Below are 22879 nucleotides of genomic sequence, written 5' to 3'. Positions count from 1 at the left end.
TTTTAGTTGAATTCCCCCAATTCCCCATCTCCCCAATTCCCCATTTCCCCAATTCCCCATCTCCCCATCTCCCCAATTCCTCAAATTAAAACAAACTTTTCCAAGGCCGCAGCCACCCCATTTAAGTTTACACTGGGGGCAACCCAATCGGCTTGATCCTTAACAGCTTGGGGAGCATTACCCATGGCAACACCGACACCCGCATAGGTGAGCATAGAAACATCATTAAAATTATCACCGATCGCCATAACGTTTTGCGGTTGTAATCCTAGGATATCTTCGGCCAAAAATTGGGTGGCGCTTCCCTTGGTAGCCTCAACGTGGGTAACTTCAAAAAAAGTCGGACTCGATTGGGTAAAGTATAAATCTTGATTTTGATAGCGTTGCTGTAAATGATGCCAAATCTCGGCGATAAATTGCTTATCTTCCCCCATGGCCAGGATTTTAGTGGTTTTGTGGGCAACTTTGCGTAAATCTCCCACTGCTTCGGCAATAATACCCGATCGCTGCCGATAGAATTCCGTTTCCGCGTTTAATTGCCGCACATAAAGCACATCGTCCATATAAAAATTAAGGGAGATTTTCTCTTTCCATTGGGGTTGTTCGAGATAATCTAAAAGATCGATCGCCAAGTCGGGGGAAATGGGAGTATGTCGATGGTGAACTTGGGAAACAGGATCTTGAATCCAAGCGCCATTGTAAGCAATTAAAGGTAAAGTGGATTTAAGGCGTTTATGAAAACGTAAAGCCGAGCGGTACATCCTACCAGTGCCAATAGCGACGGGAATTCCCTTTTTTTGGACGGCCGAGACAGCTTGCACCACAGCTGGATTAACCTGATTGTTATCACCGGCGATCGTTCCATCCACATCGACAACGATTAAGCGAATATCCACAGTCATGTCCCATTCAACAGTCAACAGTTATTGACACTCTCGCCGTCAAGCTACGCTGTGACTGGAGATTCTTGCTTCTACTCCTCTTAACTAGACACAATCGGAAGACTATGCCCCCGTCAGACCGAATCCACAAGCGTTTTAGTTTAACGTCTACCGACTGCCAGGCGGCGGACGGATCTGAATTTTATTTGTGGGCTGTTTTGACCTTAGCCGTTAAGCTTCTATCCTGCTTGACCCGTCACCATTACATTTTCAAGGGCGATATTTGTTCCGAGGTACAAAGGAGCGGGAGGTTTCCGTGATCCCTTACGCGCTTTACCGCTTTCTGTATTCTAGCGAAATCCCTCGAAAATTGTCAAAGTATTGAAAGCTAGGATGGAAGGCATGGGATTAAATGCAACAGTCCGAACATTTGGATACACGAATAAAACAATATTAAATTGGGAAAAGAAATTATCAGCCTGACAAGAAACGTTAGTATTTAACTCTAGATAAAATGTCACCATAATTACCTCAAAAACTGCCCTAGTTAATTATTTTTAGCTAGTTGACTAACAAGCCATGCTCTTAAATTCTTTTCTGCCCTCACTTCATCCTCTTTAGCAGTGGCTAAAAATTCATAGAGTTTAGTTTTCGGAACTAGGGGAAAAGAGGGACTAAATTCTCCTTCCTGATAAACCCCCTTTTCTAACCGATAAATGCGCCAGATTTGTCCATTAAAACGCCATAATTCCGGCACTCCCAAACGGGCATAAAGTGCTAATTTATTAATATCCGTATGGGTGATATCCACTTCCACCACTAAATCTGGGGGCGGATCTTCAGTTAAATTAATCCTTTTCCCCAGCACTTTAGCCTGATTTTGAATATAGTAAGCATTATCGGGTTCTGCTCCTCGTTCTAAATCTTCCCTAGCTAGAGTTGTGGAACCCATACTTTTAATTTTTAAACCCAATTCGGACACCAAAAAATAGATAATCCGATTAATTCTCGATAAAACTCGTGTTCTTCTAGGGGCATAGTAATTTCTAAAGTGCCACGATCATAAAATAAATGGGCGCGATTATTTTCCCCTAGTGCCTGTAAAATTTGCTGATAGGATAACCAATTGAGATGATAAAAAGTAACCCGTCTTTCTGCCCGGATTTCGCTAGTATTTAACTCCAGAGGAACTGTCACCATAATTACCTCAACTGCCCTGGTTAATTATTTTTAGCTAGTTGACTAACAAGCCATGCTCTTAAATTCTTTTCTGCCCTCACTTCATCCTCTTTAGCAGTGGCTAAAAATTCATAGAGTTTAGTTTTCGGAACTAGGGGAAAAGTCGGACTAAATTCTCCTTCCTGATAAACCCCCTTTTCTAACCGATAAATGCGCCAGATTTGTCCATTAAAACGCCATAATTCCGGCACTCCCAAACGGGCATAAAGTGCTAATTTATTAATATCCGTATGGGTGATATCCACTTCCACCACTAAATCTGGGGGCGGATCTTCAGTTAAATTAATCCTTTTCCCCAGCACTTTAGCCTGATTTTGAATATAGTAAGCATTATCGGGTTCTGCTCCTCGTTCTAAATCTTCCCTAGCTAGAGTTGTGGAACCCATACTTTTAATTTTTAAACCCAATTCTACCACCAAAATCCGAATAAACAATCCGATTAATTCTCGATAAAACTCGTGTTCTTCTAGGGGCATAGTAATTTCTAAAGTGCCACGATCATAAAATAAATGGGCGCGATTATTTTCCCCTAGTGCCTGTAAAATTTGCTGATAGGATAGCCAATTGAGATGATAAAAAGTAACCCGTCTTTCTGCCCGGATTTCGCTAGTATTTAACTCCAGAGGAACTGTCACCATAACTGCCCCGAAAAGCGAAATTTATGCCCAAAAAAAGGGGGTTGACTCACCCCCTGATCATCTTATCAAACCAGTGCCGGAACCTGGGGCCAACGCCCGATCGCCTTACCAATGACCGCTAACTCCTGAGTTAATCGATCGAATCGGTCGGGGGTCAAGGATTGCGGCCCATCAGATAGGGCCTTCGCCGGGTTAGGATGTACCTCGATCATCAAGGAATCGGCCCCGGCTGCCAGGGAAGCCATGGCCATGGTCGGGACATATTCCCATTTACCCGTACCGTGGCTAGGATCGATCATGATCGGCAGGTGAGTTAAAGTTCTTAAAACGGGAATACAGGATAAATCTAGGGTATTGCGAGTATATTTACTGTCAAAGGTGCGGATACCGCGTTCGCAGAGAATGACATTGCTATTTCCTGCGGCGAGGATATATTCTGCCGCCATCAACCAATCTTCAATAGTGGCCGCCATGCCGCGCTTGAGTAGGACCGGTTTCGGTTGCGCCCCAACTTTTTTCAGGAGGGAAAAATTCTGCATATTGCGCGCCCCCACTTGCACCACGTCGGCTATTTCGACAATCTTATCGAGATCCGCTGCGTCCATTACTTCCGTGATAATACCCAAACCACTGGCATCTCTAGCCGCCGCTAGTAATTCCAAAGCGCTTTCCCCGTGACCTTGGAAAGCATAGGGAGAAGTGCGGGGTTTGTAGGCACCACCGCGGAGGAATTGCGCTCCGGCTGCCGCCACTCGTTTGGCAGTTTCCACGATCATCGCTTCATTTTCCACCGAACAGGGGCCGGCGACAATGCTAACGGTATGATTTCTGCCGATGGGGATAACACCGTTAGGAGTGGGGACTAAAACCTCGCTGTATTCGCCGTGACGGTATTCTAAAGAGGCGCGTTTGAAGGGTTGTTCGACTCGCAGGACGGTTTCGATCCAAGGGCTTAATTCTTGGATTTGTAGGGGGTCTAATTCCCGGGTTTCTCCGACTAAACCGATGACAACTTTATGCTTACCGACGATTTTTTCGGGACTTAATCCCCATGCCTCGAATTCGGCACTGACGCGCTCGATTTCAATTTCCGGGGAACCAACTTTCATGACAATAATCATGGCATTAACCTTTTATTTTTTTCTTTAATCTCTATTGTTGACGATTTCTAGAGGTTATCTATTTTTCTTCCACTTCTTTTTTGCCGGACCGCCATGCGGCGATCGTTCTGCCAAAATTAGCTTGAAATTCTTGCCATCCTAGCCAATCCCCCACCCGATCCTCATCCCAAGAAGCGGAGAAGATGCCATAACTCAGACCGATGAAACCTAGACCAAATAGGCTTAAACTGACGAGCATGGCGACGTAGGAAGGGATTTCGAGAAGATCGTGGCTAATAATCCAGTAGAAGCCAAAAAAGGAAGCTATCCCCAGTGCCGTCGGCAGGCCACAAAATACCGCCATCCGTTTGGCCATCCGTTGACTGACCACTTGCGGAATCGCCTTTAAGCTGGTTTCCTCGGAGCGATTTTTTAGGGGCGGTGGCACGGGACTAGGGGCAATTTTCGGGGTTTTTCGCTTATTTTGGCGCGGCTCAAAGGGGAGACGTTCTTTTTTCTCCGTCGATTTCGATTCAGAGGCCATGGTAGGGATGCAAAGGGGGTATGCTTAACGGCGAATTCCGAGACGACCAATCAGGGTTTGATAACGTTGTTGATCTTTCTTCTGGATATAGGTTAACAGTCCCCGACGACGACCGATCATCTGGAGTAATCCCCGACGGGAAGCATGGTCTTTCGGGTTAGCTTTCAGGTGTTCGGTCAGTTGGTTGATTCTCTCGGTTAAGAAAGCTACCTGTAACTCCGATGATCCTGTATCGGTTTCGTGGGCCTGATATTGGCTGATTAGTTCTTGTTTTTTGGTCTGGGTTAAGGCCATAGGACTCGTGATCTCTGCTTAAACACTGCAATCTATCATAGTATCACGTTTCTGGTCGATCCGTAAACATTGTTCGGGAGGCAGGTGATAGGGAGATAGGGTGATAGGGTGATAGGGTGATGAGACAGCTTCCCCACCCCCCCACTTCCCCACTTCCCTATCTACCCCACTTCATAATCCATAATTCCCACACCCCACACCCCACACCCCACTTCCCAATTCCCCATTTCCGCAAATCATGGCAAAATCTTAGACATAGCGTCTAACTTACCCTGAAGATTCCATGCTGTTAAAATCCACGACCCGTCATATTCGCATTTATACGGCTGAAGTAAAAAATAATCAATTAATCGAGAGTAACAATGTCTTGACTCTTGATGTGGATCCCGATAATGAATTTAATTGGGAAGAAGTGGCTCTCAATAAGGTTTATAGTAAGTTTGATGAATTGGTAGAGTCCTACAATGGGGAAGAACTGAGCGAATATAATCTCCGTCGCATCGGTTCAGATCTAGAACATTTTATCCGTTCTCTCCTGCAAAAAGGGGAAATTAGCTATAATCTCAACGCCAGAGTGCAGAACTACAGTATGGGTTTACCGAAATTAGGGTGAACGATTCCGCGTCAGTCCCCACCCGGATACCTAGGGGGGTGGGGAATTGGCCTCGCGGCAATGAAGCGAACAATTGCCCGTCACTCATCCCTAATAATCGGATTGATTGAAATGTACCTTAAGTCCCACTTTCCGCACTTCTTAACAGCCTACAATCCTTTACCAGTAAGGACTATAGCGACAATGATTGATTTTTATCCAAGTGAAGAATTGTAATTTTTTTTCTTAGAAAAAACCAATTATTGAAAATGTTCTCAATAGTAGTTTCTACAGTGAAGGTTTTTCGTCAAAACAGTTTGGGGAATGTAAAGATATATAAAAGTATATGAAGATAGGCGGAATGTCGGTTAAATCGACAATAGCAGACAGTGCCGGTGCCGAGCAGCTAAAACTTAATAAAAAGGCGACAAAACTTAATAATGTCCAAAACAGCTAATTATGCCCCTCGTTGGCTCTCTGGTTGGTGAAAGCAAAATCTAGGCTAATCCGATAATAACCTGCTTGCAAATCCTGCTAGGGTGGTTTTATCTGTTAAAATTTCTTGTCGTCGTGAAGTAAAGCGGGAAGAGTATGCGAATTCTATTTGTGGGTGCCGAGGCCGCCCCAATTGCCAAAGTTGGGGGAATGGGGGACGTAATTGGGGCATTACCGAAAGTCTTGCGTCAGCTAGGTCATGACGTGCGGATTTTTCTGCCCTACTACGGTTTTCTCCAGGAAAAAATGGACATCCCTTCCGAACCCATTTGGTCAGGATTCGCCATGTTTCAGGATTTTTTAGTCTATGAGACGGTTTTACCCGATACGGATATTCCTCTCTACCTCTTTGGTCATCTAGCTTTCTCTGGACGCAATATCTACGGAGGCGAAGATGAGGCCTGGAGATTTACCCTATTTGCCAATGGTGCGGCGGAATTCGCTTGGAATTACTGGAAACCGCAAGTTATTCACTGTCATGATTGGCATACGGGCATGATTCCCGTCTGGATGCACCAAGACCCCGATATTAGCACCGTTTTTACTATCCATAATCTCGCCTACCAGGGTCCTTGGCGGGAGGCATTAGAAAAAATGACTTGGTGTCCTTGGTATATGCAGGGCGATAATACCATGGCTGCGGCGGTTCAATTTGCTAATCGCATCACCACCGTTTCTCCCACCTATGCCCGTCAAATACAGACCCCCATTTATGGCGAAAATTTAGAGGGATTATTGTCCTATATTTCCGGCAATCTGGTGGGGATTGTCAACGGCATCGATACGGAGGTGTATAACCCGGCTAAAGATGTTTATCTTAAGCAGAATTTTACCCCAGAAACCATCGAAAAACGTCTGGCTAATAAAATTGCCCTGCAAGAAGAAGTGGGGCTACAGGTCAGTAAAAGTGCCTTTGTCATGGCGATGGTGACGCGTTTGGTGGAACAAAAAGGTATTGATCTAGTGATGCAAATTTTAGATCGCTTTCTCACCTATACTGATGCACAATTGATTATTTTGGGTACAGGTGATCGCTATTATGAAACCCAACTATGGGAGATGACTTCCCGTTTCCGGGGGCGAATGTCCCTGCATCTTCTCTATAGTGATGCCCTTTCCCGTCGCATCTATGGGGGGGCCGATGCTTTGTTAATGCCTTCCCGTTTTGAACCCTGCGGCATTTCCCAATTAATGGCCATGCGTTACGGTTGCATCCCCATGGTACGCCGCACCGGTGGTTTAGTCGATACGGTATCTTTCCACGACCCAATTCAGGAAAAAGGAACAGGATTTAGTTTCGATCGCTATGAACCTTTAGACCTGTTTACCTGTATGATCCGGACTTGGGAAAGTTTCCGTTATAAACAGGATTGGCAAAAACTACAGCAACGGGCAATGACTCAAGATTTTAGTTGGTATAAATCCGCTTTGGAATATCTCAAAATCTACAAACAAATCACCGGACAATCGGATCAATTATCCGATGAAGAAAAAGATAAATTTGTCGCCCTGACTAGCAGTTAAATCCTCCTTGATTAGGGGTGAAGATATATCACCCCTACTGGCTAGAAATTAATCGGTAACGGCATTGAGAAGAACTTCCGCTAGGGTCATATCTTCCATATCATCGATAGTAATTGTGTCAACGATATCGAATTTGGCCCCCGCCGATTCTAGCTGATCGTCTAAAGCTTTAAGAAATTCGGTTGCTTGTCGATCATGGCCTACTTGAATCAGAGAAATGGCTAATTCTTCATCCCTATCGAGTTTTCGAGAAGCTTCGATAATTTGACGCATCACCGCTTTGCGATCATCTGGTTCTCCGTCGGTAATCACCAGAATAGTTTCTCCGTTGGGTTTAGTTTTGCCAGCAGTTTTGCGCTGAAAATAATTATTGAGGGCATCTTGAAGAACAGCGGCTAGGTCTGTCCTCCCCATAGGTTCATTTTCTTGATAAATTTGTGTCACCTTATCGGAAGTAACATTATCATAGCGTCGGAAACGTCCGGAAAAAAGATAGATAGTGATGCCGTCGGGATCGAATTCCTCGCACTTTCTAGCCAAGGCGAGGGTGGATTCTTGGGCAATTTGCCAACGGGTTTTCTCGCTGGGTTTATCAGCAGTGGACATACTGCCACTTTTGTCAATAATCAGAGTATAATCTCTGTTTTCTACCATAGGGGCTATACCTCCAAGCAATTTGCGCTCGTCCTAGTCTAATAATTATTAAACTCTAGGATGGAAACTCTACCTCGATCGACTAGGGTTTTTTAACTATTGGGGGGAGGAGACAGCGCCCCCAACAGCAGAAACTATCGCCAGAAAACCGGTCGGGCTAAAATGAAAAAAGTATGAAAATTATTGCTTAACCCGATATTGTTAAATTAGCCGATGAGTGATAGCAAATCGATCGCCTTAACCGAGAAAAAGCCAGATAATCCACCTTCTTGGAGTTTTTGGACGGTGTTTAGTTCCACCTTCCTAACCATATTTTTGGCTGAAATCGGCGATAAAACCCAATTAGCCACCCTTCTCATCAGCGCCGAATCCCAATCCCCCTGGGTGGTTTTTGCCGGGGCAGCCAGCGCTTTAATCGCTACCAGTCTCCTCGGTGTCCTGATCGGTTATTGGATTGCTCGTCGTCTTTCCCCCAAAACTTTAGATATCGGTGTCGCTATCCTTCTCCTTTTGATCACTGGTTTACTGATCGGCGATATTCTCTAAGCAATCAGTATTCAGGAGTCGGTCGTCAGGAGACTCCGAGACAGGAGATAGGGTGATAGGGTTTTGGGGTGATAGGGTGATGAAACAGCTTCCCCATCACCCCACTTCCCCACTTCCCCACTTCCCCACCTCCCCATCACCCATCTCCCTAGAATTTATGAATTGGCAATTATTCGGACTGACATTTATCACGGTTTTTTTGGCAGAAATCGGCGATAAAAGTCAATTAGTAGCGATCGCTCTCGGTGGCAGTTCCAAATCACCTAAAGCTGTCTTTTTTGGCTCAATTACCGCCTTAATCTGCACCAGTTTCTTAGGAGTCCTTGCGGGCGGCAGTATGGCGCAGTTATTCCCCGCTAAGATATTAAAAGCGATAGCGGCCATTGGTTTTGCGCTGCTTGCTGTCCGGCTGCTTTGGCCAGATTCGGATTGATAATTGGGTTGGGCTGAATATTACTGGAAGCCTTACTAGAAAACGGTTTTGGCACTTTTTCCAGGCACGCGAGGCTATTGTGTTATTATGACTTCCCCGACCGGCGACCGACTCCTGATAGCTAAAAAACTGAGGCAAATTCCAGAAAAATCATTAATTTTTTCTAAAAAAGTAGCAAAAATCACAAAAAACATCCAAAAAGTAGCGAAAGTTACAAAAAATCTGCTAACCTAGCCGTAATATCACACAGATATTCGTAGAAAGATTCCCGAAAATCTCCTCAGCAAAAACATCCGTGTGAAGTAGCTAATATTGTCAGCGAGGTTAGTTCAAGATCATCATGTCAAATTTAGGACGACGTAAATTTCTCCTGTACGGTTCTGCCGCTTTGGGAACCAGTATTCTGTTAAAAGCTTGTGGTGGCAATCAAAGCCAAACCCCCACGGCTAGTCCTAGCCCGGCTGCTAGTCCCGCCCCAGCCTCTGGAGAGACAATTAAGGTGGGTATTCTGCACTCCCTCAGTGGCACCATGGCCATCAGTGAAACCAGCGTAGTTGATGCGGAAAAACTGGCGATCGAGGAAATCAATGCCGCCGGTGGTGTTCTTGGTAAACAGATCGAGGCAGTGGTGGAAGATGGCGCTTCCGATTGGCCAACTTTTACCGAAAAAGCCACCAAACTGATCGATCAGGACAAAGTTGTGACTGTCTTCGGTTGTTGGACTTCCGCCAGTCGTCAGGCAGTTTTACCCGTGTTTGAAGCCAAAAACCATATGCTCTGGTATCCCGTCCAGTACGAGGGTCAAGAGTGTTCTAGGAATATCTTTTACACCGGTGCTGCCCCCAACCAACAGATCGAGCCGGCAGTCACTTGGTTGCTGGAAAATAAAGGGAAAAAATTCTTCCTCGTCGGTTCCGACTACGTTTTTCCCCGCACTGCCAACACGATTATTAAAGAGCAGTTAAAGGCGAAAGGCGGCGAAACCGTGGGCGAAGACTATCTACCCCTAGGTAACACGGAAGTTACCCCGATTATCACCAAAATTAAGCAAGCTTTACCCGATGGCGGCGTTATTTTCAACACCCTCAACGGTGACAGTAACGTGGCTTTCTTTAAACAACTGCAAGCGGCCGGTTTAACTCCCGATAAATATCCGGTCATGTCGGTGAGTGTTGCCGAGGAAGAAGTTAAACAAATCGGTAAGGAATATCTCCTCGGTCAGTACGCTTGTTGGAACTATTTCCAAACCGTAGATACCCCCGCTAACAAAAAATTTGTTGAGGCTTTTCGAGCCAAATACGGTCCCGAGCGCGTCACTAACGACCCCATGGAGGCGGCCTACATCATGGTCTATCTCTGGAAGCAAGCGGTGGAACAAGCGGGAACCGCCGATGATCTCGACAAAGTTCGCGCCGCGGCCGTGGGACAAAAATTCGATGCTCCCGAAGGACCGGTAGAAATGTTCCCCAATCATCATATCTCCAAAACCGTCCGCGTTGGTCAGGTGAGAGATGATGGTCTATTTGACATTGTTTGGTCAACTCCGGGGGTAGTGGATCCGCAACCTTGGAACCAATTTGTCCCCGAAACTAAGGGCTTTGCCTGTGACTGGACGGATCCGGCTAAGGGCGGTAAGTTCAAAATGGAAAAATCCTAGTTTTAGGAGTTTTTTCAGACAATAACGAGAGTGCGGTGAGCATTACTGCTCACCCCACTTTTTAAAGCTTAAAAATGCACAGGAATAACGAAAAGTGTCAGCATTATTGGAAGGATTGTTTAATGGTATTAGCATCGGTTCTGTGCTATTGCTGGCGGCTTTAGGACTAGCGATTGTTTTCGGACTGATGGGGGTAATTAATCTAGCTCACGGTGAGTTAATGATGTTAGGGGCTTATACTACTTTTGTGGTGCAGAATATCTTTAAAGGTTTTGAAGATATTTATATTTTAAATGTCTTTCAAGCTTTCCGTATTTCTCTCTTTGATACTTATGTTTTATTCGCCCTACCGATCGCTTTTTTAGTGTCGGGATTGGCGGGATTATTATTAGAAAGGGGGGTGATTAGGTTCCTCTACGGCAGACCCCTAGAAACGCTGCTGGCCACTTGGGGAGTCAGCTTAATTCTGCAGCAATTTGTCAGAAGTGTCAACGGCTTATTAGTAATTAGTTTAATAGTTTTCTGTCTGTTATTTTTTGGGGCGATGACGCTGTTAAGTCGTCGCCTAGATTGGGAGAGAATTCGCAATTTAGCTATTGGTATCACCCTGCCTTTATCCCTAGCTATCGCTGGATTATTAGGCTATCTTTTATCTTTTAATCCGGTTCTCGCTCGACCCTGGTTTAGTGCCAGAAACGTCGATGTCACGGCTCCTGCCTGGTTACGGGGAGGTTTACCTTTACCCGGTTTTCAAATGCCCTACACCCGTCTATTTATTATCATTTTAACTGGCCTTTGTTTGTTAGGGACTTATTGGTTTTTAAATAAATCTTCTTGGGGTTTACGCATTCGTGCCGTCACCCAAAATCGCCAGATGAGTGCCTGTTTAGGCATTCCGACAAATCAAGTGGATGCTTTGACTTTTGCCCTCGGTTCGGGATTAGCCGGAGTTGCTGGTTGTGCGATTAGTTTCTTGGGTTCCGTCGGTCCAAATGTGGGACAAAATTATATCGTTGATACCTTCATGGTAGTGGTGGTGGGGGGAGTGGGTAATCTCCTGGGAACTATTATCGCGGCTATGGCGATCGGTGTGGCTAATTATTTAATTGGTTCGGGAACTTTTGCTCTGATTTTTGGTTCCGTAGAAGCCCTAAAACCCCTAACGGATTTCTTCACCTTTTTCTCCACCACTAGCATGGCAAAAGTGATGATTTTTGCTTTAATTATTGCTTTCTTGCAATTCAAACCTGCGGGAATTTTTCCTCCTAAAGGACGTACTGCTGAGTTATAGATTATGATTACCGAAACCATCACTAGAAAAGAATCCCGACAACGGGAAAAGAAAAAGTTAATCACGGAAATCGCTGTTATTGTTGGTTTAGTGGTCATCTTTGCGGTGTTACTGCCCTTAGCTTTGTCGGCTTTCCGCTTGCGTTTATTGGGGCGATTTCTTTCCTTCGCTATTGTCGCTTTGGGGATAGATTTAATCTGGGGTTATACGGGTTTATTAAGTCTTGGTCATGGCATATTTTTTGCCCTCGGTGGTTACGCTTTGGCCATGTACCTAAATCTTCAGTTACCCCCCGGACAAATGCCCGAATTTTTTACTCTCTACGGGGTGACAGAATTACCTTTTATTTGGCAACCTTTTTATTCCCTACCTTTGACAATTCTAGCCCTAATTATTGTACCAGCGATCGTGGCAGGATTATTAGGTTATTTAATCTTCCGCAATCGCATTAAAGGGGTTTATTTCTCGATTTTGACCCAAGCGGCTTTACTGGTATTTTTTAACTTTTTTAACGGTCAACAGAAGTTAATTAACGGCACTAATGGCTTAAAAACCGATACCCAAACAATTTTCGGTTTGCTGGTGGGTTCCGATGCCGTTCAAGTGGCCTTTTATTTACTCACAATTGTCTGTTTACTGGCTATTTATCTCCTCTGTCGTTGGTTAACTACGGGCAGATTTGGGCGCTTGTTAGTCGCCATTCGCGATGATGAGGTGCGGGTTCGTTTTTCTGGTTATGATCCTACTTGGTTTAAGGTGTTAGTTTTTGCCATTTCTGGGGCAATTGCCGGTGTTGCCGGCGCTCTTTACACCGTGCAAACGGGAATTATCACCCCTAACTCTATGGATGTGGCTTTTTCCATTGAAATGGTGATTTGGGTGGCTGTGGGGGGACGTGCTACCCTTGTGGGGGCAGTTGTCGGTACTTTATTAGTACGCCTAGCCCAAACTTTTTTAAGCGAACAATTTCCGGAAGTCTGGGTATTTTTCCAAGGGGCCCTATTCCTAATTGTGGTGACAGTGCTTCCCGATGGTCTTCTCGGTGGAATTAAACGTTTGCTGACTCATTTTGGTTTCCGCAAAACTTTAATTACCTATCCTAGTATTGAGGAAGCTCCGGAAGTGCAACTGGAAAGAGAAGAATTAGAGCATAAGTGATCTTAGCTATCAGTTATCAGTTATCAGTTATCAGTTATCAGATGTGAGTTTTCAGTTCACTGATTACTGCTGACTGTTCACTGAAAATACTTCCCTATTCCCTCTTAGAAATTATGACTGGAAAAATCTTAGAAATCGAGAATCTTACCGTTAGTTTTGGGGGTTTTAAAGCTCTCAATAATCTTAATTTCAGTATGGATACGGGAGAATTGCGGGTGATTATCGGTCCCAATGGTGCGGGAAAAACCACTTTTTTAGATGTGATTACGGGGAAAGTGCAACCCACCATCGGACGGGTATTATTTAAAGGTCGAGATCTCCGCAAAATTCCCGAATTTGCGATCGCTCGTTTAGGTATTGGTCGCAAATTCCAAACTCCTAGGGTATATTTAAATCTAACTGTCCGAGAAAATCTCGATTTAGTTAGCAACCGTAATAAAAATGTTTTCTCAACTCTTTTCGGTCGTCCTCCGCTAGAAGATAGCAGAAAAGTTATTGGTTTATTGGAAATTATCGGGTTAACTGCTAAAGCTGATTTATCCGCTTCTTTACTTTCCCACGGCGAAAAACAACGCTTAGAAATTGGTCAATTAGTGGCCCAGTCACCAGATTTACTGCTAGTAGATGAACCCGTAGCAGGATTAACCGATGAGGAAACGGAAAACGTGGGTAATTTGTTATTAAATCTAGCGGAAAGTCATTCAATTATTGTCATTGAACACGATATGGAATTTGTCCGGCAAATTGCCCGCAAAGTCACGGTTTTACACCAAGGAACTGTTCTATGTGAGGGGAATATGGAGCAAATTCAAAATGATCCGAAAGTTATTGAAGTTTATCTAGGTTCCTCGGAAGAATAAAAAGTCAAAGGATTAAAATTAGTTAAAAAGGGTTGACAATGTTACACATATCTGATCTCAATGTTTACTACGGAGAAAGTCATATTTTAAGAGATGTTGACCTTAACATTAATGCGGGAGAAATGGTCTGTTTAATTGGACGTAATGGCGTGGGTAAAACTACCCTATTAAAAACTCTAATGGGTATCTTAAAACCGCGAGCGGGAGTAATCAATTATGAGCAAGAAAACCTGATTAATAAAACCTCAGATCAAAGAGCCAGATTAGGACTGGGTTATGTGCCGCAGGGTAGGGATATTATTCCCCGTTTAACGGTAAAAGAGAATTTAATTCTCGGTTTGGAAGCTTTACCCACAAAAAGAAAAAATGCCACAATTCCCGAAGAAATCTTTGATTTATTTCCCGATTTAAAAACCATGTTATCGCGGATGGGAGGGGATTTAAGCGGGGGACAACAACAGCAATTAGCCATCGCTCGCGCCTTAGTGGGGGAACCAAAATTATTAATTTTAGATGAACCCACGGAAGGAATTCAACCGTCAATTATTCTCGAAATTGAAGCGGCGGTACGGCGCATTGTTGCCAGTAAAGGAATCGCCGTTTTATTAGTAGAACAACACCTGCATTTTGTCCGCCAAGCTGATCGATATTACGCCATGCAGAAAGGGGGAATTGTTGCTTCCGGTTTCACGAGCGAATTAAGTCAAGAAGTCATTCAGCGATTTTTGGCGGTTTAAACTTAACTTTTTCCTTGATATATGACTCAAATAGTCGTAATTGGTGGCGGGGCAGCGGGATTTTTTGGCGCAATTAAAGCGGCAGAATCTAACCCAAAAGCTGGCGTTACTATCCTAGAAGCGGCAAAAGAACCTCTGGCGAAAGTGCGGATTTCGGGAGGGGGACGCTGTAATGTCACCCATCATTGTTTTGACGTTTCCCAATTGGTTAATTATTATCCTCGCGGTGGCAAAGCACTACGGGGAGCTTTTAGTCGGTTTCAACCCCAAGATACTATTAAATGGTTTGAATTGCGAGGGGTAAAACTCAAAACAGAAGCGGATGGACGAATGTTTCCCAGCACCGATAATTCTGAAACTATTGTTAATTGTCTGCGGGAAAGTGCGACTTTTGCTGGGGTTAATTTAAGGCTAAATTCCCCAGTTAAATCGGTAAAAAAACAGGAAGAAAGTTTTTTAATTGAATTAAAGAGAGATGAGCAAATTAGGGCAGATAAGCTTTTAATTGCTACGGGAAGTAGTCCTTTTGGTTATCGCACCGCTCAAGATTTAGGTCATTCTCTAGTCTCTCCTGTCCCTTCTTTATTTACCTTTCAAATTGCCGATCCTCGTCTGAAAGATTTGTTAGGGGTTGCTGTGGATAAAGTGCGAGTTCGTCTTGGGGGAAGCAAATTAGAACAAATCGGACCCTTATTAATTACCCATTGGGGAGTCAGTGGACCGGCTATTTTAAAACTTTCTGCTTGGGGGGCGCGGTTACTTCACGAGCATCATTACCGAATGCCTTTAATCATTAATTGGTTGGGGGATTATCATCCTGAAAAATTGCGAGAAATTATCTTACAAACTAAAAGTGAATATCCCAAAAGAAAACTTTTTAATTATTGTCCCTTTGAACAGTTACCCAAGCGTCTTTGGCAGAGTTTATTAAGTTACTTGACTGTTAACTCGGAAACTCCCTGGGCCGAATTATCTAAAAATACTCTCAATCGATTAATGATTGAATTACAGCAAGGGGAATATCAAATCAAAGGAAAAGGGGTGTTTAAGGAGGAATTTGTCACCTCTGGGGGAGTGAATCTTCAGGAAGTGGATTTTAAAACTATGGAAAGTAAAATCTGTCCGGGGTTATATTTTGCCGGGGAGGTACTAGATATCGATGCAGTCACGGGGGGATTTAATTTTCAAAGCGCTTGGACCACTGGTTATCTCGCCGGACAAGCTATGGGTAATAGATAGCAGTATGCCGGTGTATTGGGCTGCCCCAATACACCCGACGGCAATCAAACTCCGAGAAAATCTCACCTTAACCGATAGTTGATAACTGGTTCCTTGATGTTGCTATTCCCAAATTGGACCGGCTGCAATTATTTCTTGGGAGGCAGTGGTAAATTGACGGAAATTTTCCACAAAACGATGGGCCAATTCTCGCGCCTGTAGGTCGTAGGATTCGCCATCTTGCCATGCTTGTCGCGGGTCGAGGATTTTTTTGGGAACTCCGGGGACAATTTCGGGGACGAGAACTTGAAAGATGGGATGAGGATGGAAAACGACTTCCTCTAAATCGCCATTTAAAGCGGCGGAAACCATAGCACGGGTGTGTTTGATCGAAATGCGATCGCCGACTCCGTAGGGACCGCCGGACCAACCAGTATTAATCAGATAAACGGAGGTTTCGGGGTGTTGTTCTAAACGTTCCCCTAACATTTGGGCATAGACGAGGGGTGAGAGGGGGAAGAAACATTGACCGAAACAACTGGAAAAAGTCACCTGTGGGGCTGTGATTCCCCGTTCCGTTCCCGCTAATTTGCTAGTATAGCCGGAGAGGAAATGATACATCGCCTGGTTCGTGGTTAATTTGGCGATTGGTGGCAGTACCCCAAAAGCATCGGCAGTTAAGAAGATAATAGTTTTCGGGTGGGTTCCCATGCCAGATACGGCACAATTAGGGATATAACGCAGGGGATAGGCGGCGCGGGTGTTTTCGGTCAAACGTCCATCATCGTAGTCGGGAAGGCGATTATCGGGGGAAAGGATCACGTTTTCGAGAATAGTGCCAAATTGAATCGCCGCCCAGATTTGGGGTTCGTATTCGGCACTTAAACGGATGGTTTTAGCATAACAACCGCCTTCAAAGTTAAAAATGCCGTCTTCTGACCAACCGTGTTCATCATCACCGATGAGGCTGCGTTTAGGATCGGCGGAAAGGGTGGTTTTACCCGTACCGGAGAGACCGAAAAAGAGGGCTGTATGACCGTGTTTATCGATGTTAGCGGCACCGTGCATCGGTAAAACCCCTTGTTTGGTCATCAGGTAGTTCATCATCGAGAAGACGGATTTTTTGATTTCGCCAGCGTAGCGAGTGCCACCGATGAGAACGATTTTTTTTGCCAGGTTGAGGACGATAAAGGCTTCGCTGTTCAGGTCGTCATCCTCGGGATCTCCCTGTAACCCCGGCAGGGCAATCACGGTAAAATCAGTTTGATGGGCAGCTAGTTCGATCGCACTGGGCCGGAGGAATAACTGATGGGCAAAGAGGTTATGATAGGCGATTTCGGTGACAACGCGCACGCCAAAGCGACAATTAGGATCGGACCCGACGTAACCATCGAAGATATATAGGTCTTTTCCCTGCACATAGGCGAGGACTTTTCGGTATAACTGCTGGAATTTTTCCTCGCTAATCGGGGCGTTATGCTGATTCCAGTCGATTTCCTTTTCGCTAGTGGCTTCTTTGACAATGAATTTATCTTTGGGGGAACGACCGGTATATTTACCCGTTTCCACCACTAAAGCCCCATTATCGGCTAAAACGCCCTCATGATGTTCGATCGCCTGTTCGACTAATTGCGGTACGGAAAGATTGCGATAAACGCGACCGAGATTTTTCATGCCTAGGTTTTCAAGGCCGTAGGTGGGATGAATTTGATTTTCTAATTCGTAATAGAAATTGACATTCTCCATGCGATCGGGCAAGGGACAAGAGATACTATCATTGGTCAGCGTGTGTAGAGTCGGCATAACCCCAATTCTCCTGATAATTTAGTTGTCGGTTTAGAGCTAAGTTCCAGGTCTCTGATTAGTGCAGTTATAGAAACTAGAAAAACTCCGTTCTCTGTCTTTTTTCACTCCCAGACACCTAAGAAGCTATATTGATTAGTTTATTTGACGATATTTGCCTGATTAATCTGGTCTTTTGCTGTCGGTAAAGCCAATCTTAGAGCGGTAATTCAGGATTATTTGCCTATTTACCCGTCATCTCCCAGTCAGGGTTTTTACCTTTTCCCTCTTGCCGATCTAACTGCTTTTTCTAGATATTTTTAGTCTAGCTGTACAATAGGATACAGACGATGTTTTTTTTACAAAAATTAACAGCTAAACAACATTGGTCAGCTAATCTAGCAGTTAAGCTGCCCGCGAATTTAAATTGCTTGTTGAGATGAGGCAACAGGCAACAGGCAACAGTAAAGGGATTTGGGTAGATTTAGCCAATCTCAAGGATAGGCGGTTAAAATGCGTCTTAGCCTATCTTCATGGTGGGGTAGGAAGTCTCTGGTTTTGGGCAACGTCAGAACAATAGCTGGTCGTCCGGAGATGATGCCAAGGCTCCTAAACGTGGTTAAATCGGTTTTGCCGCTAATAAAAAAAGTCGATTGACACAGGGCAAGTTAGCGGCCAAAATTAACTCTATTAGCCGTTGGCAAGCTCTAGAATTGATTGTGTAAGTAGTCGGACATAAATTCTGTTGTCTATCTTAAGAAATGTAAATTGCCGCAATTCTTACTGACGACCGACTCCTGACTCCTGACTCCTTACCCCACAGTTAACTTTACTTTTGTCCAACTACTTAAAAGGTTAATTAAGTCTAGCTCGATCTCGAAAAAAAACAACTAATAATGATCATCGCAGGAGAAAGAAGCGGAGTCGGTAAAACGACGATTACTCTGGCAATCTTGGCCTATTTAATCAGTCGTGGCGATCGAGTGCAATCTTTTAAAGTCGGGCCCGATTATATCGATCCCATGTTCCATAGTCATTTTACCGGTCGCCCCTGTCGCAATCTCGATCCGGTTTTAACTTCTGAAGACTATGTAAGAAACTGTTTTGCCCAACATTGTCAAAATGTCGATTATGCTCTGATTGAAGGGGTAATGGGGCTATTTGATGGTATTCAATTAAGCGATACTCAATTTCCCGATTATGCCAGTACCGCCCATATTGCCCGTATTTTAGGGCTTCCTCTGCTGTTAGTTATCGATTGTAGTCGTTTATCTACCTCTGTCGCCGCTATTGTCCGCGGTTATCAATCTTTAGACAAAAATCTTCATCTAGCCGGAGTTATCCTCAATCGGGTTGGCAGCGATCGCCACCTGCAATTACTGCAAACCGCCCTAGAATCGATCAATATGCCGATTGTCGGGGTTTTGCGTCGTCAAGATTCCCTGACAATTCCCGATCGCCATCTAGGATTGGTTCCCAGGGATGAACTAGGAGAAATCAGGCAACTGCAAGATCAACTGGCTTCTATTGCCCAAAACTGCTTTAATTGGGACATTCTCTTGCCTTTACTCACTATTTCTCCCCAAGAGAACCCGAAAAATCCCCCAAGAGCAAATAAGCTTTTTCCCCCTATCCGTATCGGTATTGCCAGAGATAAGGCTTTTAACTTTTATTATCCCGATAATCTCGATATTTTAGCCAATTTAGGCGCGGAATTAATCTTTTGGAGTCCCTTGCAAGGGGCAAATTTGCCCGAAAACCTGCAAGGGTTGTACTTTGGTGGCGGTTTTCCCGAAATCTTTGCCCCGGAATTAGCGGCTAACACCCCTATCTTAACTCAGGTGAGAAAAGCGATCGCCTCTGGAATGCCCACCTACGCCGAATGTGGGGGATTAATGTATTTATGTGACAAAATAGTTGATTTTGAGCAAAAAAACCATTCTATGTTGCAAATAATCCCCCAATCTGCTATAATGTCCCCGAAATTAACCCTAGGTTATCGGCAAGCCATCGCCAAACAGGAGACGATCCTGCTCAAAGCAGGTCAACCAGTGCGCGGCCATGAATTCCATCGCTCCCAATTAAGCGGGGTGAGCGACGCACCGATTTATCAACTGCAAGCATTCCCCAAAAGTGAGATCAATGCCGAAGGGTGGCAAGGTAAGAATCTGCACGCTTCCTATCTTCACCTACATTTTGGGGCTAATCTCAGCCTGCCGAAAAAATTTTTAGCTGCCGGCCTTGATTTTTTCCGCACAGCTGCGTTAAGCTAATTACAGATAAATTTGATAATCAATCCGTTAAGGGATACAGGAGGTGATGTCGATGGTAGAAAGTAGTAAAAGCATGGGTCTCCTAATCGACAATAGCCGGCTGTGCGCCGGGGCTGTTCTCTAGACCCCACGTCTAAACAAGATTTAGACTAGCTGGAGTTCCTTCCGGCAGTCTGGTGTCGATTCCGATGACCCGCTACACCGCCCTTACCGAGCAATTGGTAAGGGCGGATAGTTTTTGGGGGTTTCCCGTCATCTGGGAACCCCAGAACCAGAACTAATACCAATTTTTTCCTAAGTGAGCCTTTCTTGACTTTAACTCTACGGGCGCAAACTAACCCAGCGTCGCTTCTGGTTTGGGGACACCATTTTAACGCCTGTCACCGAGATAATATCATTGGCCAAATTCTCTGCCATCATGGGAATGAGTTGATTTATATTATTCTCATAAGCTTTTATCCAGAATTTAGCTAGTTTCTCTCTCGCCTCCTCATTGACATAGATAGTTTTACCCGGCGTAATCAATACCATTGCCACATCACCGGAGTTTTCCGTGACGGCAAAGACAAACTGATCACGGTCGGACTTGAGACCTTCGTACCAGTAGTCTATGTGTTCTTCTAATTCGTATTCATAGAGAGCGCGTTCCATCTTGCCATCTTCTAGCAAGGCTTTACGCAGTGTATTGGCTATCTTTCTTTTTTTCATGGTCTTGTCTCTGTTTTTATCGGCGTTAAGTTTTGCCCATTAGACATCACTCCATATTAAGAGTGCCACCAGAGAAATCATCAATTAACCTGACAACAACCCAGTTCAGTGGCCGTTATCAAAATCACAGAACCTTGCCCGACTCGTCTAGACGAGCCTGTTGTATGAGCTTAAGTTTTCTCTGTGTAAGGATTCTAACCTACTTTAGTTTTTGTTTAAGTGCCGTTAGGAGCGACAGGGTGGCCACTTTTTCAACTGGTCAAGGGAAAAAAAATGAGATCGCATCTTTCCCTAAGTAATTAAATTGTGTATAATGGCAAAAGAATAGAAAGGCTATATGCGTCGTCAAACTGTGTAGTCAACCTATAAGGTGTGAGGAAAAAACCATCATGTTAAGAATGTTCTGGAAATCATTGCTGGTTAGCCCAGCGATTTTAGGGGCTACCCTAGTAGCTTCCGCTAATGCTAGTAGCTTCGATCCCGCCAAATCTACCAGTGTTTCTACCGAATTTAACAATCTAGAAATCGCTCAAGTTCAGGACAACGCTGCAGGAACTGGCGAATTACTCAATCAGATCGAACAGTACGGTAACGAAGGTCAAGTGGCACCCGTACAGGGCAACACCATCGATCAAGTCACCAGCGTTAACCAACTGCGGGATGTTTCCCCCACCGCTTGGGCTTTCGAGGCTTTAAGAAGTTTAGTTGAACGCTATGGTTGTATTGTTGGTTATCCCGATCGCACCTTCCGCGGCGACCGAGCTTTAACCCGTTGGGAATTTGCGGCTGGTTTAAACGCTTGCTTAAACGTCATGGAACGTTTAATTCAAGATGGTGTCAACGTCCTCAAGGAAGACTTAGATGCCCTCAAGCGCTTGATGGATGAGTTCCAGGCCGAATTAGCGGCCTTGGGAGCTAGAGTTGATAACTTAGAAAGCCGGGTGTCTTTCCTCGAAAATAACCAATTCTCCACCACCACCAAATTAGCTGGGGAAGTTATTTTCGCTGTCACCGATACGGTCGGTGCTGGTAGCCCCGCCTCCCAGGCCGCCATGCAATACCGCGCTCGTTTGCTGTTAAACACGAGCTTCACCGGTCAGGACGTACTGAAAACTCGTTTAGCGGCGGGTAGTGCCACTCCCTTCGGATTTGATTACAAATCGACCACCACACTACAAAATGGTGATCCCGCTTCCGTCAGATTCGATAATCTGCAAAGCCCTTCCCTTTATCAAACTTGGACCGCCGCCGGTAACGGTAGCAATGTGGTTCTCGACTGGTTGGCCTACTATACCCCGATTGACTTAGGCTATTTTGGTCGCTTCAATACCTATGTTGCCGCTTGGGGTGGTATTTGGAATGACTTCGTTCCCACCACTAACCCCTTCTTTGAAGACTTCGACGGTGGTAATGGTGCGCTATCTACCTTCGCATCCGAAAACCCCATCTATCGTATCGGTGGTGGTTCTGGGGCTGGTGTTAGCCTACAGTTAGGCTTCCTCCAAAGCATTGTCGGTCCGACCTCCCTATCCTTGGGTTACTTAGCCGGTGGTGGTGGCTCTAGTTCTGCGGCCAATCCTAACCCGGGTAATGGTCTCTTTAACGGAGATTACGCCGCTTTAGCACAGATTAACGCTAACCTCTTTAACTTCCTCAACGTCGGCTTCACCTACGTTAACGCTTACCAAGGTGCCGATACCGCCATCTTCGGTAACGGTGGTTCCTTCGGTGTAACGGGTACTTCCGCTGCTAACCTTTCCCAAACTCAGTTAAATACCCTGCTCAACGTCAACGGCAACCCTCCTGGAGACGTCACCCTACAGGATAAAGTCGGTTTCTTCAACTTCGGAGCCAAAGTATCCAATAGCTACGGTTTAACCGGTGCAGTGGATATTGGTTTCGCCAGCTTGAGTGCCTTCGGTTCCTACTCCACCGTGCGTTTACTCGGTCTCGGTGATGCGGAAGTGTGGACCTACGGTGCTGGTATTGCCTTCCCCGACTTGGGTAAAGAAGGAAATATCTTAGGTCTGTTTGCTGGTGCGCAGCCCTACATCGGTCACTTAAGCTTCCGAGACATGGGGCTAAAAGTATCTAACATCGTTCCCTACCACGTTGAATTGTTCTACAAGTACCAAGTCACCGACAATATTTCTATCACCCCCGGTGTCATCTGGATTTCTGCACCTGAACAGTTCAAAGGCACTGGTAACGAGTGGATTGGCACTCTCCGCGGAACCTTTACCTTCTAGGATTTC

General features: G+C 45.0%; 21 protein-coding genes and 1 pseudogene. 13 read left to right on the top strand and 9 right to left on the bottom strand.

What is annotated here, in order from left to right; all coding sequences use genetic code 11:
* Positions 1–80 precede the first annotated feature (80 nt).
* From H6G48_RS23375 to rpsO, 6 genes and pseudogenes are all read right to left on the bottom strand, one after another.
* Positions 81–896, bottom strand: a complete 816-nt coding sequence (locus tag H6G48_RS23375; RefSeq protein ID WP_052275762.1) for a Cof-type HAD-IIB family hydrolase — start codon at positions 894–896, stop codon at positions 81–83.
* Positions 897–1428: 532 nt separating this feature from the next.
* Positions 1429–2081: pseudogene (locus H6G48_RS27295) on the bottom strand (Uma2 family endonuclease).
* 20 nt (positions 2082–2101) lie between these two features.
* Entirely contained in the window at positions 2102–2758 is a 657-nt protein-coding gene (locus tag H6G48_RS23365) for a Uma2 family endonuclease (RefSeq protein WP_190723486.1), read from the bottom strand.
* A gap of 65 nt (positions 2759–2823) precedes the next feature.
* Positions 2824–3879 carry a 3-deoxy-7-phosphoheptulonate synthase gene (gene aroF, locus H6G48_RS23360; protein ID WP_045360366.1) on the bottom strand — a complete coding sequence of 352 codons (1056 nt, stop codon included), beginning with the start codon at positions 3877–3879 and terminating at the stop codon, positions 2824–2826.
* 58 nt (positions 3880–3937) lie between these two features.
* Positions 3938–4402 (bottom strand): PAM68 family protein, encoded by a 465-nt coding sequence (locus H6G48_RS23355; protein WP_002763019.1) that lies wholly within the window; start codon positions 4400–4402, stop codon positions 3938–3940.
* A gap of 24 nt (positions 4403–4426) precedes the next feature.
* The gene (gene rpsO / locus H6G48_RS23350) at positions 4427–4696 is read right to left on the bottom strand and encodes a 30S ribosomal protein S15 (protein ID WP_002738807.1); all 270 of its coding nucleotides are present in this window, start codon (positions 4694–4696) and stop codon (positions 4427–4429) included.
* Positions 4697–4979: 283 nt separating this feature from the next.
* On the opposite strand from rpsO, the gene ndhM reads away from it, so the two are divergent.
* Both ndhM and glgA read left to right on the top strand, forming a co-directional pair.
* Positions 4980–5309 carry an NAD(P)H-quinone oxidoreductase subunit M gene (gene ndhM / locus H6G48_RS23345; RefSeq protein ID WP_002738864.1) on the top strand — a complete coding sequence of 110 codons (330 nt, stop codon included), beginning with the start codon at positions 4980–4982 and terminating at the stop codon, positions 5307–5309.
* A gap of 570 nt (positions 5310–5879) precedes the next feature.
* On the top strand, positions 5880–7307 hold the full coding sequence (glgA, locus tag H6G48_RS23340; protein ID WP_190723484.1) for a glycogen synthase GlgA: 1428 nt from the start codon (positions 5880–5882) through the stop codon (positions 7305–7307).
* Positions 7308–7355: 48 nt separating this feature from the next.
* Here the strand turns inward: glgA and H6G48_RS23335 are convergent, their stop codons facing one another.
* Entirely contained in the window at positions 7356–7961 is a 606-nt protein-coding gene (locus H6G48_RS23335; protein WP_002733700.1) for a vWA domain-containing protein, read from the bottom strand.
* Positions 7962–8174: 213 nt separating this feature from the next.
* On the opposite strand from H6G48_RS23335, the gene H6G48_RS23330 reads away from it, so the two are divergent.
* The 8 genes from H6G48_RS23330 (at position 8175) to H6G48_RS23295 (ending at position 15882) form a co-directional block, all read left to right on the top strand.
* Positions 8175–8507 carry a TMEM165/GDT1 family protein gene (locus tag H6G48_RS23330; RefSeq protein WP_190356454.1) on the top strand — a complete coding sequence of 111 codons (333 nt, stop codon included), beginning with the start codon at positions 8175–8177 and terminating at the stop codon, positions 8505–8507.
* Positions 8508–8664: 157 nt separating this feature from the next.
* Positions 8665–8940 (top strand): TMEM165/GDT1 family protein, encoded by a 276-nt coding sequence (locus H6G48_RS23325; protein ID WP_002732425.1) that lies wholly within the window; start codon positions 8665–8667, stop codon positions 8938–8940.
* A 340-nt stretch (positions 8941–9280) separates the two neighbouring features.
* On the top strand, positions 9281–10597 hold the full coding sequence (gene urtA / locus H6G48_RS23320; protein WP_190723482.1) for an urea ABC transporter substrate-binding protein: 1317 nt from the start codon (positions 9281–9283) through the stop codon (positions 10595–10597).
* 94 nt (positions 10598–10691) lie between these two features.
* Entirely contained in the window at positions 10692–11888 is a 1197-nt protein-coding gene (locus H6G48_RS23315; protein WP_004163064.1) for an ABC transporter permease subunit, read from the top strand.
* A 3-nt stretch (positions 11889–11891) separates the two neighbouring features.
* Positions 11892–13046 (top strand): urea ABC transporter permease subunit UrtC, encoded by a 1155-nt coding sequence (urtC, locus tag H6G48_RS23310; RefSeq protein ID WP_190723480.1) that lies wholly within the window; start codon positions 11892–11894, stop codon positions 13044–13046.
* A gap of 113 nt (positions 13047–13159) precedes the next feature.
* On the top strand, positions 13160–13906 hold the full coding sequence (gene urtD, locus H6G48_RS23305; protein ID WP_052275869.1) for an urea ABC transporter ATP-binding protein UrtD: 747 nt from the start codon (positions 13160–13162) through the stop codon (positions 13904–13906).
* 38 nt (positions 13907–13944) lie between these two features.
* On the top strand, positions 13945–14643 hold the full coding sequence (gene urtE, locus H6G48_RS23300) for an urea ABC transporter ATP-binding subunit UrtE (protein WP_190723478.1): 699 nt from the start codon (positions 13945–13947) through the stop codon (positions 14641–14643).
* A 21-nt stretch (positions 14644–14664) separates the two neighbouring features.
* Entirely contained in the window at positions 14665–15882 is a 1218-nt protein-coding gene (locus H6G48_RS23295) for a BaiN/RdsA family NAD(P)/FAD-dependent oxidoreductase (RefSeq protein WP_190723476.1), read from the top strand.
* 102 nt (positions 15883–15984) lie between these two features.
* Here H6G48_RS23295 and pckA read toward each other — a convergent pair whose 3' ends face one another.
* Positions 15985–17664 (bottom strand): phosphoenolpyruvate carboxykinase (ATP), encoded by a 1680-nt coding sequence (gene pckA, locus H6G48_RS23290; protein WP_190723474.1) that lies wholly within the window; start codon positions 17662–17664, stop codon positions 15985–15987.
* Positions 17665–18082: 418 nt separating this feature from the next.
* On the opposite strand from pckA, the gene H6G48_RS23285 reads away from it, so the two are divergent.
* Together H6G48_RS23285 and H6G48_RS23280 are read left to right on the top strand one after the other, a co-directional pair.
* Entirely contained in the window at positions 18083–18223 is a 141-nt protein-coding gene (locus H6G48_RS23285; RefSeq protein ID WP_002759867.1) for a hypothetical protein, read from the top strand.
* 316 nt (positions 18224–18539) lie between these two features.
* Positions 18540–19916 (top strand): cobyrinic acid a,c-diamide synthase CobB, encoded by a 1377-nt coding sequence (locus H6G48_RS23280; protein ID WP_190723472.1) that lies wholly within the window; start codon positions 18540–18542, stop codon positions 19914–19916.
* 321 nt (positions 19917–20237) lie between these two features.
* Here H6G48_RS23280 and H6G48_RS23275 read toward each other — a convergent pair whose 3' ends face one another.
* Positions 20238–20624, bottom strand: coding sequence for a hypothetical protein (locus tag H6G48_RS23275; RefSeq protein WP_004163047.1), 387 nt, complete (start codon positions 20622–20624; stop codon positions 20238–20240).
* 389 nt (positions 20625–21013) lie between these two features.
* On the opposite strand from H6G48_RS23275, the gene H6G48_RS23270 reads away from it, so the two are divergent.
* The gene (locus H6G48_RS23270) at positions 21014–22873 is read left to right on the top strand and encodes an iron uptake porin (RefSeq protein ID WP_190723470.1); all 1860 of its coding nucleotides are present in this window, start codon (positions 21014–21016) and stop codon (positions 22871–22873) included.
* The last annotated feature ends 6 nt before the right edge of the window (positions 22874–22879 follow it).

Source organism: Microcystis flos-aquae FACHB-1344, from assembly GCF_014698375.1.
In the GTDB taxonomy this organism is placed as follows: Bacteria; Cyanobacteriota; Cyanobacteriia; order Cyanobacteriales; family Microcystaceae; genus Microcystis; species Microcystis aeruginosa.
The sequence above is the reverse complement of the archived record's forward strand: the minus strand, read 5'-3'. Positions and strand labels throughout refer to the sequence as shown.